Origin of the sequence: Streptomyces sp. NPDC048275, assembly GCF_040652275.1 — a bacterium.
Taxonomy (GTDB): domain Bacteria; phylum Actinomycetota; class Actinomycetes; order Streptomycetales; family Streptomycetaceae; genus Streptomyces.
The window spans coordinates 66,031-79,217 of record NZ_JBEZLR010000009.1 but is presented as its reverse complement, the minus strand read 5'-3'; the positions used below and the strand labels follow the sequence as shown (position 1 = coordinate 79,217).

Here is a 13,187-nt window from a genome sequence, read left to right as displayed (position 1 = left end):
GCGGTACACAGCAGTTGAGGGCGGTACCCGACGGGTACCGCCCTCTTCCGTTGCCTCTCAGCCGACGGCCGGAAGGACCGTCCGTGGCCGGACCGGGAACCCGGCCGCCCGGTAGCAGCCGTCGATGAGCCGCATGGTGGTCAGCGCGTCGTCGGCGTCGAGCACCAGCGGTGCACCGTGTCGCAGGTGGGCGGCGAAGGCCTCGAGTTGGTAGGTGTACGAGGACCGGCGCCCGAGTTCCTCGGTGCGCTCACCGGCGGCCGTACGCACGACGACCCGGTCGTCCAGATGGGGCTGTACGAAGTTCACCACCGTGGCTTCGCCGCGCGAGCCCACGACGCGGCAACTCATCTGCCAGGTGTCGTGAGCCATGTGACAGCGGGCGCTGCCCGTGGCGCCGCCCGGGAACTCCAGATCGGCGTCCAGCCACTCGTCGACTCCCGAGGCCTGAGCCTTCTCACCGCCGCGTGCGGCGGCCAGCCGGGGCGCCCCACCTGCCCAGGGCGCGAGCATGCGCTGCGCGTGCAGGCTGTAGCACCCGAGGTCCATCAGCGCGCCGCCCGCCAGCGGAAGCGACCACCGTACGTCGCTGTCCGGCGGCGCGGGCATGGCGACCATGGTCTCCACGTGCCGGAGCTCGCCCAACTCCCCGCTGTCCAGCAGCTCGTGCAGGCGCCGGGTGACCGGGTGGAACAGGTAGTGGAAGCCCTCCATGAACACCGTGCCCGCCTTGGCGACGGCCTCGTGGACCTCGGCCGCCTCCGCCGCGTTGCTCGCGGACGGCTTCTCGGTGAGGACGTGCTTGCCGGCCTGGAGGGCGGCCAGGTTCCACGGCCCGTGCAGGCTGTTGGCCAACGGGTTGTAGACGACCTCGATCTCCGGGTCGGCGACAAGGTCGGCATAGGAGCCGACCACACGTTCCACGCCGTGCGTGGCGGCGAAGGCCTCGGCCCGGTCGCGGGCGCGGGCGGCCACCGCGACGAGGCGGTGACCGGTCGCACGGGCCGGCCCGACGATCGACAGCTCGGCGATCCGGGCCGCGCCCAGGACGCCGATCCGCAGTGGCTCGTCCGTCATCCCTTGCGCACCTCGTCGAGTCGTACGGGCCGGTGCTCATGGAGCGAGAGGGTGCACGCTTCGGCGATCCAGCTCGCCTCGATGGCGTCCGCGACCGTGCAGGGGGAGGTACGGGTGCCGGCGACGACTTCGGTGAACGCCGTGAGTTCGGCGCGGTAGGCGGCGGCGAAGCGGTCCATGAAGAAGTCGTGCGGGGTGCCCGCCGGGAAGGTGACACCCGGCTCGACGGAGCGCAGCGGCAGCTTGTCCTCCAGGCCGACCGCGATGCTGTCCTTCATGCCGTGCAACTCCAGCCGCACGTCGTAACCGCGGGCGTTGTGGCGGGAGTTGGAGATGACGGCGATGGCGCCGTCGTCGAGGGTGAGCAGGGCGGACGCCGTGTCGACATCACCCGCCTCACGGATGTACTCCGCGCCCCGGTTGCCGCCGGTCGCGTACACCTCGACCACCTCGCGGCCGGTCACCCAGCGCACGATGTCGAAGTCGTGCACGCTGCAGTCGCGGAAGATGCCGCCGGAGACAGCCACGTAGGCGGGCGGCGGCGGGGCGGGGTCGAGAGTGGTGGACCGTACGGTGTGCAGCTCGCCGAGCTCACCGCTCACCACCGCCCGGCGCGCGGCCACACAGCCCGCGTCGAAACGCCTGTTGTAGCCGATGTGCACCTCGACGCCGCTGCCCTCCACCGCACGCAGCACCTCCAGGCTCTCCTCGACCCCGCGTGCCACGGGCTTCTCGCAGAAGACCGGGATGCCCGCCTTCACGGCGGCGAGGATGAGCTGGGGGTGAGCGTCGGTCGCGGCGGCGATCACGACGCCGTCGACTCCGGCGGCCAGCAGGGCCTCGGGGGAGTCGGCGGCAGTGGCCCCGAAGCGTTCGGTGGCCGTGGCGACGGCCGCGGCCACCGGGTCGGTGACCACCAGGGAGTCCACCGCGGCAAGGCCGGCGAGGGTCTCCATGTGGAAGGCGCCGATGCGGCCCAGTCCCATGATGCCTATACGCATGAGAATCGTGCTCCTTCTGCCCGAGGGCGGTTCAGTCCTGGCCGCCGAAGACGTTCTGGTCCCAGTCGATGACCGAGCCGGTCACCACACCGCTGCGGTCGGAGAGCAGGAAGACGACGAAGTCGGCGATCTCGTCGACCTGCCCGAGCTTGCCCATGGGCTGCGACCGGGCGGCCCTCTCCCGCCAGTCGTCGCCCGCGTCGTGGAAGGCGCGCTGTGTGGCGTCCTCGCCCTCGGTGTCCGTCCAGCCGATGTTGAGGGTGTTGATCCGGATCCGGTCCCAGCGGTGCGCGTGCGCGGCGTTGCGGGTCAGGCCCGCCAGACCGGCCTTGGCCGCGGAGTACGGGGCCAGGTGGGGCGGCCCGCCGTGGGCGCAGTTGGAGCCGATGTTGACGATGGTGCCCGGCGCCTTGCGGGCCGTCATGTCGGCCACCGCCGCCTGCATCGCGAAGAACGGCGCGCGCAGATTGATCGCCATGTGCTGGTCGAACAGTTCCGGCGTGGTGTCCAACAGCGAGCCACGCGTCGTCAGCCCCGCCGCGTTGACGAGACAGTCGATGCGCCCGTGAGCGTCGACGGCCTGTACGGCGCTGTCGCGCGCCTGCGCCGGATCGGAGAGATCCGCCCGCACGAAGCGCGCGCCCGTGTCCGCGGCGAGCTTCTCGCCGACCTCCGCCCGACGGCCGGTGAAGACGACGGTCGCGCCTTCCCGTACGGCCGCCCGCACGATGCCCGCGCCGACGCCCTGGCTGCCGCCGTTGACGAGGACGACTTTGTCCTCAAGAAGTCCCATGAGTGCTGTGTCCTTTTCAGCTCTGGCGGCGCTTGGCGGCCGCCTGCAGTTCCTGGCGCAGTAGCTCGGGGTCCCAGCCCTCGGCGACGGCCTGCCAGACGATGTCCGCCTGGGATCGCGGGGCGAGACCGTCGACCGGCGGGTCGAGGTCGAGGTCGGTGGGGAAGGGGTAGCCCTCGGCGGTGGCCGCGATCACGCGGCGCAGCCAGTCCTCCGAGGCGCCCTCGGACTTGCGGCGCAGCAGCACCGGGAACAGTGCGTTCGCCATCGCCTCGCGGTCCACCGTCTCCATGGCCCGGCCGAAGGCGGAGGAGACCTGCAACAGATTGGCCATGCGCCTGATGTCGGCCGAACGGTTGTGCCCGGCGGCGTGGAAGAGCGCCGGGTTGAAGAAAACCGCGTCGCCCTTCTCCAGCGGGAGCTGGACGCGGTGGGCGTCGAAGTACTCGACGAACCGCGGCAGTCGCCACGCGAGATAACCCGGCTCGAACTTCTGCGAGTGCGGCAGGTACAGCGTCGGGCCGGACTCGACGGGCATGTCGCAGTGGGCCACCGCGCCCTGCAGGGTGAGCACCGGCGAGAGGCGGTGGACGTGCGCCGGGTAGGCGGCGGCGCGCTCCTGGGAGAGGAAGCCAAGGTGGTAGTCGCGGTGGACGTTCTGCGCCGCGCCGCCCGGATTGACCACGTTGACCTGTGAGGTGACCTGGTAGGCGGGGCCGAGCCAGGCCTCGGCGAGCAGCTCCAGGATGTCGTTGGCGTAGTAGTCGGCGAACGCCTCCGGCGCCCGTACAGCCACCTTGTCCAGGGCGTTCCAGACGCGGTCGTTCGCGCCGGGCTTGGCGAAGTGGTCGCCGCGGGCCGCGCCGCTCGCGCGCTCCTCCTCGATCAGTGCGCGGAAGGCCTCGGACGCCGCGTCCACGACGGCCGCGTCGGTGAAGGCGCCCTTGAGGACCACGATGCCGGGCCCGTCAAGCAGAGCCCGGACCAACTCGTCCTGCACGCTCCGACGGCCCTCCGGGGAGGTCACCAGCGAGCGGAGCCGATCGCTGTCGTAGAGCGGGACGTTCTGTTCGACCCGCTCGGCCGAGGGGTGGTCGGCGGGGTCGGTGCGCTGCTCCACGAGTGAGCGGAACGCGTCGAGATCGCAGTCCGCCTCGGTCAACCAAGTCCGCGCTCCCGCGGCTAGGGGTGACATCCGGGTCCTTTCGCAGTCCGTGTATTTCTGCCAGTCTTGAGAACCCGAACCCATCATTCAATGCTTATCAGTGCATCAAAAATCCATCATCGGCTTTTGGGATCAGTCATGCGACACCGCTACCCGATCAGGGAAATCGCCCGGCAGGCCGGACTGAGTACGGCCACGGTCGACCGCGTCCTCAATGAGCGGGGCAACGTGACGGAGAGCACCGTCAGGGAGGTGCACGAAGCCATCAAGGACCTGGACCGCCAGCAGAGCCAGGTCCGGCTCGGGGGCCGCACCTTCATGATCGACATCGTGATGCAGACGCCGGAGCGGTTCTCCACCGCCGTACGGAACGCACTCGAAGCCGAACTGCCGTCCCTGCATCCCGCTCACGTGCGCTCGCGCTTCCACTTCCGGGAGGCCTGCCCTCCCGAGGAGCTGATCGGAACCCTGGACAAGATCGCGAAGCGTGGCACGCAGGGCGTGATCCTCAAGGCCCCCGACGAGCCCGAGATCGCAGCCGCGGTCGGCCGGCTGGTCTCGGCCGGCATCCCCGTCGTCACCCTGGTGACCGACCTGCCCCACAGCGCACGCCTGGCGTACGTCGGCATCGACAACCGCGCGGCCGGCGCCACCGCCGCCTACCTCCTCGGACAGTGGCTGGGCAAGCGGCCCGGCAACGTGCTCACCACCATCAGCCGGGGCTCCTTCCGAGGCGAGGAGGAACGCGAGATGGGCTTCCGCAGCGCGATGCGCCTCGCCGACCCCGGACGATCCCTGGTGGAGGTCACCGACAGCGACGGCCTCGACGCCACCCAGCACGATCTCGTCCTGAAGGCGCTCAAGCGGGACGAGGACATCATCGCCGTCTACTCCGCGGGCGGGGGCAACCTCGCCACCCTCGACGCCTTCGACGCACTCGGGCGGGAGTGCGCGGTGTTCATCGCCCACGACCTCGACCACGACAACACCCGCCTGCTGCGCGAGCGCCGCCTGTCCGCAGTCCTCCACCACGACCTGCGCCAGGACATGCGCCGCGCCTGCCAGATCATCATGCGCGCCCACAAGGCACTCCCCGACGACGGCCCCTCGGGGCCCTCGGCGATCCAGGTGGTCACGCCGTTCAACCTGCCACCAGGTGCTCCGTCCGTGCCGGTCGTCGACTGAAACCCGCTGTGTCCGGTATGGCAGGCCGCTGTGGCGGACCTGTGAGCTGCGCAGACGGACCGTGGGGCCCTCGCGTCATCGGCATTGGTCGCTTCCTGACACGTTCCCGTCGTCCCGGGTCGAGCGCGCGCTGCGCCCGTTCGGCCCGGATCGCGGTGGAGGCCGGCCAGGCGGGGGGCACGGTGTTCGCGCCGCCCCGCCAGCCCGCCGCTCTCCGACGGCGGGCGGCCTCCGTCAGCCGATCCCGGCGCCGGTCACCGAGAGCGCCTCGGTGACCGGCTGGAAGAAGGTCTCACCGCCCGAGGTGCAGTCGCCGCTGCCGCCGGAGGTGAGGCCGATGGCGGTGGAGCCCGAGAAGAGCGAGCCGCCGCTGTCGCCGGGCTCGGCGCAGACGTCGGTCTGGATGAGTCCGTCGACGATGTCACCGTTGCCGTAGTTCACCGTGGCGTCCAGGCCGGTGACCGTGCCGCTGTGCACCTGGGTCGTCGAACCGCTGCGGGTCACCGACTGCCCGACGGTCGCGTCGCCCGCCCGGGTGATGGCCTGCGTGGAGCCGTTGTAGAGGTTGACCTCGCTCGGGTGGGCGACGTCCGAGGTGTACTTGACCAGGCCGAAGTCGTCGCCGGGGAAGCTGGACTGCTCGTTCGTGCCGATCTCGGTGCCGTCGGCGTCCGACCAGGTGGAGATCTCCTCGGTGCAGTGCCCGGCGGTGATGAAGTACGGCTGACCGTCCTTGACCACGTTGAAGCCGAGCGAGCAGCGCCCGCCGGAACCGGTGATCGCGTCACCGCCCGCGACGAAGGGCTTGAACTCCCCCTTCGTCTGCTTGAGTTCGGCCTTGCCACCGAGGGCGTCCACGACCTCGGTCAGCTTCATGAGGGCCGGACCCTTGACCGTACGGTCCGCGGTGACGACGACTCTGTTGGTCGCCGGGTCGGTCGCCCAGGACGTGCCGGGTATGGTCGCGTCCTTCTTGAGCGTCGTACGGGCGTTCGTCAGCTCGGCGAGGGAATTCTCGACGATTCTGGCCTTGGCGCCGGCCGCCTCGACGGTGTGCGCCGCGTCCTCGCCGAGCACGTTGACGACGAGGTGCTCGGCCTTCGCGTCGTAATACGTTCCCGCCGCGTCGGCGCCCAGGTCCACGCCGAGCGTCAAGGCGAGCTTTCCGGCCGCCGTGATCGAGAGAGTGTGGGGCGCCGCGGTCTTCGCGCTCTCGCTCGCGTTCGCAGTCTGGAAGGTCACTCCCGCGGCGACCAGGGCGGCGATACCTGCGCCCGCAACGGCTGCACGCCGCTTGGGTATGCGTCGGTGCTTCAACTCACGTCCTCCTGTGGGGGGCCGGTCGGGGAGGTTGTGGGGACCCCCGGGACCGGAAGATACGTTGGGCGCCCACTATTCCGAGGCTCACAGGGGACATACAAGGTCGACTTCAGGACGCGCGTGCGCCAAGGGGCGTACGCCCCCGGTGCGTTGACCGTGCGTGGTCACACCACGTGGGTTCGCAGTGCAAATACTGAGCGCGAGTGACCGCTGTGCGGTCTGCGAGGTCTAGTCCTGTCCGAATCTCGACCCTTCGGGGTCCGGGTCCGACGGGGGCACGAGGGGCGGCAGTTGCTCCTGCACCGGTTGCTGAGCACCTTCCACCGACCACTGAGGCACGGTCGCCGCTTCCTCGGGCGCCCGCTGACCGGCCGTCGCCTGACCGGCCGTCGCCTGCACGGGCGCCGCCTGCGCGACCGGCTGCTGCGCCCGCTCCAGGAACCGCAGCAGCTCCACCGGGAAGGGCAGCACAAGCGTCGAGTTCTTCTCCGCCGCGACCGCCACCACCGTCTGCAGCAGCCTCAGTTGGAGCACGGCGGGCTGATCGGACATCACCCCGGCGGCCTCCGCCAGCTTCTTCGACGCCTGGAGCTCCGCGTCGGCGTTGATGACCCGCGCCCGCCGCTCACGGTCGGCCTCCGCCTGTCGGGCCATCGACCGTTTCATCGTCTCCGGCAGCGACACGTCCTTGATCTCCACACGGTCGATCTGCACACCCCAGCCCATGGCCGGGCTGTCGATCATCAACTCGAGCCCCTGGTTGAGCTTCTCGCGGTTGGAGAGCAGATCGTCGAGGTCGCTCTTGCCGATGATCGACCGCAGCGAGGTCTGCGCCATCTGGGAAACCGCGAAACGGTAGTCCTCGACCTGGATGACCGCGTCGGCCGCGTCCACCACCTTGAAGTAGACGACCGCGTCCACCCGCACCGTCACGTTGTCCCGGGTGATGCCCTCCTGCCCGGGCACCGGCATCGTCACGATCTGCATGTTGACCTTGCGCAGCCGGTCGACGAAGGGCACCACCATGGTGAACCCGGGACCACGCACCTCCGAACGCAGCCTGCCCAGGCGCAACACCACACCGCGTTCGTACTGTTTGACGACACGGGCCCCGGCCATCACATAGACCAGCCCCACGGACGCGACGGAGACTCCCGCCGCCACCAGCTCCTCGACCATCACGGCCCCCAGGGTCCGAAGTGGTACATCAGGCGTGTACAGCGCGTACAGCGCATACGCGTGTACTTCGACGGTAACTCCGTCACCCGAACAAGGGCGAGCCCCCGCACGCCGGTTGCGTACGGGGGCTCGCCTTCTGCTGGCTGCACGTCAGGTCGTGCGGATACCGATGCGCTGCGTGCCGGTCAGAAGACGCTGACGCCGTAGGCGCTCAGGGCCTCGGTCACCGGCTGGAAGAAGGTCGTACCGCCCGAGGTGCAGTTGCCGCTTCCGCCGGAGGTCAGGCCGTAGGCGATGCCGCCGTTGGAGTACAGCGGGCCGCCGGAGTCGCCGGGCTCGGCGCAGACCGTGGTCTGGATCATGCCGTAGACGATGTCACCGCTGCCGTAGTTGACGGTCGCGTTGAGCGCGGTGACCCGGCCGCTGTGGGTGCCGGTGGTGGAACCGCGACGGTAGACCGTGGTGCCCACGGACGGGGTGGCGGCGCTGGTGATGTCGACGCTGCCGACAGTGCCCGAGATCGAACTCGTGGGGTAACTGGTGGAGTACCTGACGATCCCGTAGTCGTTGGTCGGGAAGCTGGAGCCGGACGTGGCGCCGAGCAGCGTCGTACGACCGGAGTTGGACCACCAGTTACCCGCGCCGTCGGTGCAGTGACCGGCGGTCAGGAAGTAGTACGTGGAGCCGCTGCGGACGTTGAAGCCCTGGGAGCAGCGCCAGCTACTCGCATAGATTGCGTCGCCGCCGGAGATCAGTTTGCTGAACTTGCCCGGGGTGGACTTGATCTGAAGGGCGCCGGCGTTGCTGCCCGCGGCCTGCTTGATCTTCGCGATCTCCGCCTTGGACACGGTGCTGTCGACGGTGACGACGACCTTGCCGGTCTTGGCGTCGGTCGCCCAAGCGGTGCCCGGCACATCCGCCTTGAGCACCGAGGCGCTGGCGCTCTTCAGCTGGGACGTGCTGAACGTCTGTGCGTCGCTCGCGTTGGCGGTGGGGATGGTGACGGCGGCCGCGGCCACGAGTCCGGTGGTCACGGCGATCAACCGGGTCCGTCTCGCTATACCGCTGCGGGGGGTGGTGCGCTTGATCCTCACTTTTCGTTCCTCCCAGGGGGAAGTAGGGGGCCCGCGTGGGGTCGGGGCCCGTGAGGCGCAGCCGAGGGCAGCCCGTCCGGATTCCGGACAAGCCGTGCCCCTGACAAGCGCTGTGGGGGAGTATTCGGCTGCACGGCCGACCGGCGCAAGGGCGCCTTTCGGCCGCGCAACGTTCAACTCGCGTACCACCAGCGGGAGTTGATCACACCCCCACAGCAGACACCGCTAGCGCAGCTTGCGCTCCCCCGCGGCAATGGCCACGGCCACGGTATTCCCGGGAGGCGGGAACGGGCAGATGAAATGGTCGGCGAATGCGCACGGCGGAAGCACGGCCCGGTTGAAGTCCACCGTCGTACGCCCCTCGGCATCGGGAGCCGTGGAGCGCAGGAAACGGAAGCGGTAACTGCTGTCCCCGCTGGTGGAGTCGGCGAGCACCGCCCACAGCGAGCCGTCGCTCTCGACCGACACCTGGAGGGTGAGGTCCGCGCCGTCCAGCGTGAAGGCGAGAACACCACCGAGCCCGAGGCCACGCGTCCGCCCGTCGGCGTTCTCCACGTGTACGGTGCGGCTCTCGCCGTACGGAGTGAAATGCCCCGGCACCGACCAGCGCGGATCGTACGGCGTCGCCTCGATACCCTTGAAGGCCGCCCGCGCCGCGGCGGCGGGGTCGAAGTCGCGCACGCCCCAGACCCCTTCGCGCACGAGGACGACGAAGCGGCGCTCACCGTGTCCCACCCGGGCCAGCGCCGCCGATCCCAGGTCGGCCGTCAGCCGGACCTCGCCGGTGAAGGGCTCTCCGTCCACGCTCAGGCCGTCTTCGGCGGCGGCCGTCAGCACGACGCCCTCCTCCCCCACAACCCACCGTCCGGGGATGTCCGGTAGTCGCCCCTCCGCATGGTCCTCGAGCCAATGCGTGCCTAGGAGAGCCAGCGGCCCGTAGGGCGCGGACACCGTCTCGATGCGGTGCTCGTGCCACTGCTTCCAGTCCTCGTCCGCCGAGGATGCGTCCGTCGTCATGTGATCAACCCTTCCATACGGGCTCCGCCAACCCGAGGTGCGAGCGCAGCGTCGTCCCCGTGTATTCCGTGCGGAAGGCGCCCCGCTCCTGGAGCAGCGGGACCACCCGGTCCACGAACTCGTCGAGTCCGCCGGGGGTCAGATGGGGGACGAGGACGAAACCGTCGGCGGCGCCGGTGCCCACGAATGCGTCGAGCTCGGCGGCGACCGCCTCCGGGGTGCCGATGAAGGACTGCCGCCCGGACGCCTCGATCACGGTCTGCCGGATGGACAGCCCCTTGGCACGGGACAGGGCCCGCCACTTTTCGGCGACCGCGAAGGGATCGGCGATGCGCACGCGCCCCTGCACGAGGTCCGACTCCGGCTCCGGGTCGATGTTGGGAAGGGGCCCGTCCGGGTCGTACGAGGAGAGGTCGACGCCCCAGATCTGCTCCAGCACGAGGATCGCGTTCTGCGGTGAGATCTGCTGCCGGCGGATCCCGGCTGCCCGCTCCTGCGCCTCGGCCGCGGTGTCGCCGAGCACGACGCTCACCCCGGGCATGATCTTCAGGTCCTCGGGTTCGCGCCCGTACTTCGCGAGCCGCCCCTTCACATCGGCGTAGAACTCCCGGCCCGCCTCCAGGGTCCCGTGCCGGGTGAAGATCACGTCCGCCGTGGACGCCGCGAACTCCCGGCCCTCACCCGAGTCGCCGGCCTGGATGACGACGGGGTGACCCTGCGGCGAGCGCGACAGGGTGAACTCGCCCGCGATGTCGAAGTGCCGGCCCCGGTGCGCGAACGGCCTGGGCAGCCCGTCCGGAGTCCAGGAGTCCCACAACTCCCGTGCCGTGGCGACGAATTCGGCGGCGCGCGGGTATCGGTCGGCCCGGTCGAGGAAGCCGCCGCGCCGGAAGTTCTCCCCGGTGAAGGCGTCGCAGGAGGTGACCACGTTCCAGCCTGCCCGGCCGCCGCTGAGGTGGTCCAACGTCGCGAACCTGCGTGCGAGTTCGTACGGCTCGTTGAAGGTCGCGTCGACCGTGGCGGCGAGCCCGATCCGCTCGGTGACGGCGGCGAGTGCGCCCAGGACGGTGAGCGACTCGGGCCGTCCGACGACGTCCAGGTCGTGGACGCGGCCCTTGTGTTCGCGCAGCCGCAGCCCCTCCGCGAGGAAGAAGAAGTCGAACAGCCCGCGCTCGGCGGTGCGGGCGAGATGCTCGAAGGAGGAGAAGTCGATCTGGGACTTCGACCGCGGGTCCGTCCAGACGGTGGTGTTGTTGACGCCCGGGAAGTGCGCGGCGAGATGCATGCGCTTGCGTACGGTCGGTACGGTCATGACGTTCCCCCTGTCACGGCGTACCGGTTGGCGGGCCGGGCCAGCCGCAGGTGCTCCCTGAGCGTGCTGCCCGGATAGAAGGTGCGGAACAGACCGCGGTGCTGGAGCAGCGCCACCGTTCCGTTCACGAGCCGCTCCAGGTCACGGCGCGGCTCGACCGGGGTGAGGTGGAAGCCGTCGACGGCCTCGGACTCGTGCCAGGCGCCGATCAGCTCGGCCAGGCCGACAGGGCCGCCCCGGTACAGCGGGCCCTGCGCGGTCTGCCGGGGACCACCGCCGCCGTGACCGGGCTCGGCCGCCTGCTCGCCGCCGCCGAGATCGACGGTGAGCCCGCCGAGAACACACAGGGCATCGGGGTCGCGTCCGAACTCCTTTGCCGCTTCCCGCAGTTCGACCCTGAGTGCACGGGCCTGCGCGGGTCCCGCGACCCGGACGAGCGCCACATCGGCATACCGGGCGGCGGTCCGCCGGGCGGGTTTCTCGGTGGCGTCGACGATCCGGACCGGGTGCCCCTGCGGGGGCCGCGGCACGATCGAGGGGCCCTTGACGGAGAAGGTGGCGCCCTCGAAGTCGACGTAATGCAGCTTCTCCCGGTCGATGAAGCGGCCGGTCGCCTCATCGCGTATCTCGGCGCCGTCCTCCCAGCTGTCCCAGAGCCGGGCGGCCACGTCGGCGACCTCGCCGGCCTCCCGCCACAGCGCGTCGGCGGGGGCCGCGTGCCGACGGCCGAAGAGCCGGGCCTCGCCCTCGGTCGTCGACACGTCCAGCTGCCAGCCGGCCCGGCCGCGGCTGACCCAGTCGAGGGTCGCCACGGCCGCCTGGACGTGGAAGGGCTCGGTGTGCGTCGTGGTCACGGTCGGCGCCAGACCGATCCGGCGGGTGGCGGGCGCGATGCGGGCGAGCACGGTGAGCGCGTCGGGCCCGGGGCGCGCGAAGGTGTCGCCGAGCGTCACGAAGTCGAGCGCGCCACGCTCCGCGAGCTGTGCCGACTCGATGTACGAGGCGGCGTCGAAGGCCGCCGGTTGATCGAGGGCGGCGGCCAGGTGCAGCAGCCCCCGGCCGTGCGGTGCGGTCATGTGGGGTGAACCCTTTCTGGGGGAGCTCAGAGGAGATTCTGGGGGGACCTCAGGAGAAAATCTGGGGGGGAACGCTCAGAGGAGACCGGGGTCGAGTTCAGAGGGAAGCGGGGGGAGTTCAGAGGACTTTGGACAAGCTCAGAGGACCTTGGAGAGGAACGCCCGGGTGCGTTCATGCCGCGGCCGGTCCAGTACGTCACCGGGCGCGCCCCGCTCCACGATGCGCCCTTCGTCCATGAAGACCACCGTGTCGGCGACCTCGCGGGCGAAGCCGATCTCGTGCGTGACGACGATCATCGTGGTGCCCTGGTGGGCCAAGTCCTTGATGACGTCGAGGACTTCACCGACCAGCTCGGGGTCGAGCGCCGAGGTCGGCTCGTCGAAGAGCAGCAGCTTCGGCTCCAGGGCGAGCGCTCGGGCGATGGCGACGCTCCCCCAGTGCCTGAAGGGCCTGGGGGTACCCCCAGCTGCTGCCCGCCGGAGAGTTGCTTCGGGTAGGCGTCGGCCTTGTCGGTGAGCCCGACCCGGTCGAGCAGCCTGCGCGCCGCTTCGACGGTGTCCTTGCGCGGGCGTTTCAGCGCGGAGACCGGCGCCTCCACGATGTTGTCCAGCACGGTGAGGTGCGGGAACAGGTTGAAGTTCTGGAAGACGAAGCCGATCCGGGTGCGCTGCTTGAGGATCTCGCGCTCGCGCAGTTCGTACAACTTGTCCCCCAAGCGCCGGTAGCCGACCAGCGAGCCGTCCACGCTGATCCGGCCCCGGTCCACCTTCTCCAGGTGGTTGATGGTGCGCAGCAGCGTGGATTTGCCGGAGCCGGAGGGCCCCAGGACGACCGTGACCTCGCCGGCCCGCACCTCCAGGTCGACGCCCTTGAGCACCTCCAGCGCGCCGAAGCTCTTGTACCCGGCCTTGATGTCGACCATGACGCTCATCGCGGGGACTCCTTCATACCGTTTCGGTGAAAACTG

General features: G+C 70.2%; 11 protein-coding genes and 1 pseudogene. 1 reads left to right on the top strand and 11 read right to left on the bottom strand.

The features are described 5' to 3' along the window. Positions 1-57 precede the first annotated feature (57 nt). The 4 genes from AB0D57_RS08405 to AB0D57_RS08390 are packed head-to-tail and all read right to left on the bottom strand — an operon-like array spanning position 58 to position 4,066. Positions 58-1,077, bottom strand: a complete 1,020-nt coding sequence (locus AB0D57_RS08405) for a Gfo/Idh/MocA family oxidoreductase (RefSeq protein WP_362068732.1) — start codon at positions 1,075-1,077, stop codon at positions 58-60. Then, complete coding sequence (locus AB0D57_RS08400) at positions 1,074-2,078, bottom strand: Gfo/Idh/MocA family oxidoreductase (RefSeq protein WP_362068729.1); 1,005 nt, start codon at positions 2,076-2,078, stop codon at positions 1,074-1,076. The genes AB0D57_RS08405 and AB0D57_RS08400 overlap by 4 nt, the downstream gene beginning before the upstream one ends. Positions 2,079-2,109: 31 nt before the next feature. After that, positions 2,110-2,871: an SDR family oxidoreductase gene (locus AB0D57_RS08395; RefSeq protein WP_362068726.1), complete on the bottom strand. Its 762-nt coding sequence runs from the start codon at positions 2,869-2,871 to the stop codon at positions 2,110-2,112. A gap of 16 nt (positions 2,872-2,887) precedes the next feature. Further along, positions 2,888-4,066, bottom strand: coding sequence for a phytanoyl-CoA dioxygenase family protein (locus AB0D57_RS08390; protein ID WP_362068723.1), 1,179 nt, complete (start codon positions 4,064-4,066; stop codon positions 2,888-2,890). Positions 4,067-4,174: 108 nt separating this feature from the next. Here AB0D57_RS08390 and AB0D57_RS08385 point away from each other — a divergent pair, with 108 nt between their 5' ends. Next, entirely contained in the window at positions 4,175-5,221 is a 1,047-nt protein-coding gene (locus tag AB0D57_RS08385) for a LacI family DNA-binding transcriptional regulator (RefSeq protein WP_362068720.1), read from the top strand. A 234-nt stretch (positions 5,222-5,455) separates the two neighbouring features. On the opposite strand, the gene AB0D57_RS08380 is transcribed toward AB0D57_RS08385, so the two are convergent. The 7 genes and pseudogenes from AB0D57_RS08380 to AB0D57_RS08350 form a co-directional block, all read right to left on the bottom strand. After that, positions 5,456-6,538 (bottom strand): S1 family peptidase, encoded by a 1,083-nt coding sequence (locus AB0D57_RS08380; protein WP_362068717.1) that lies wholly within the window; start codon positions 6,536-6,538, stop codon positions 5,456-5,458. Between the two features lie 231 nt (positions 6,539-6,769). Beyond that, positions 6,770-7,720 (bottom strand): slipin family protein, encoded by a 951-nt coding sequence (locus AB0D57_RS08375; protein ID WP_362068931.1) that lies wholly within the window; start codon positions 7,718-7,720, stop codon positions 6,770-6,772. 185 nt (positions 7,721-7,905) lie between these two features. Further along, complete coding sequence (locus tag AB0D57_RS08370; RefSeq protein WP_362068714.1) at positions 7,906-8,814, bottom strand: S1 family peptidase; 909 nt, start codon at positions 8,812-8,814, stop codon at positions 7,906-7,908. Between the two features lie 225 nt (positions 8,815-9,039). After that, a complete protein-coding gene (locus tag AB0D57_RS08365; protein ID WP_362068711.1) occupies positions 9,040-9,831 on the bottom strand; it encodes a DUF1684 domain-containing protein in 792 nt (263 codons plus the stop codon). Between the two features lie 4 nt (positions 9,832-9,835). Continuing rightward, a complete protein-coding gene (locus AB0D57_RS08360; protein ID WP_362068708.1) occupies positions 9,836-11,143 on the bottom strand; it encodes an NtaA/DmoA family FMN-dependent monooxygenase in 1,308 nt (435 codons plus the stop codon). Continuing rightward, positions 11,140-12,219 carry an LLM class flavin-dependent oxidoreductase gene (locus AB0D57_RS08355; RefSeq protein WP_362068705.1) on the bottom strand — a complete coding sequence of 360 codons (1,080 nt, stop codon included), beginning with the start codon at positions 12,217-12,219 and terminating at the stop codon, positions 11,140-11,142. Before AB0D57_RS08355 ends, AB0D57_RS08360 begins: the two co-directional genes overlap by 4 nt. 138 nt (positions 12,220-12,357) lie before the next feature. Next, positions 12,358-13,142: pseudogene (locus AB0D57_RS08350) on the bottom strand (amino acid ABC transporter ATP-binding protein). Between the last annotated feature and the right edge of the window lie 45 nt (positions 13,143-13,187).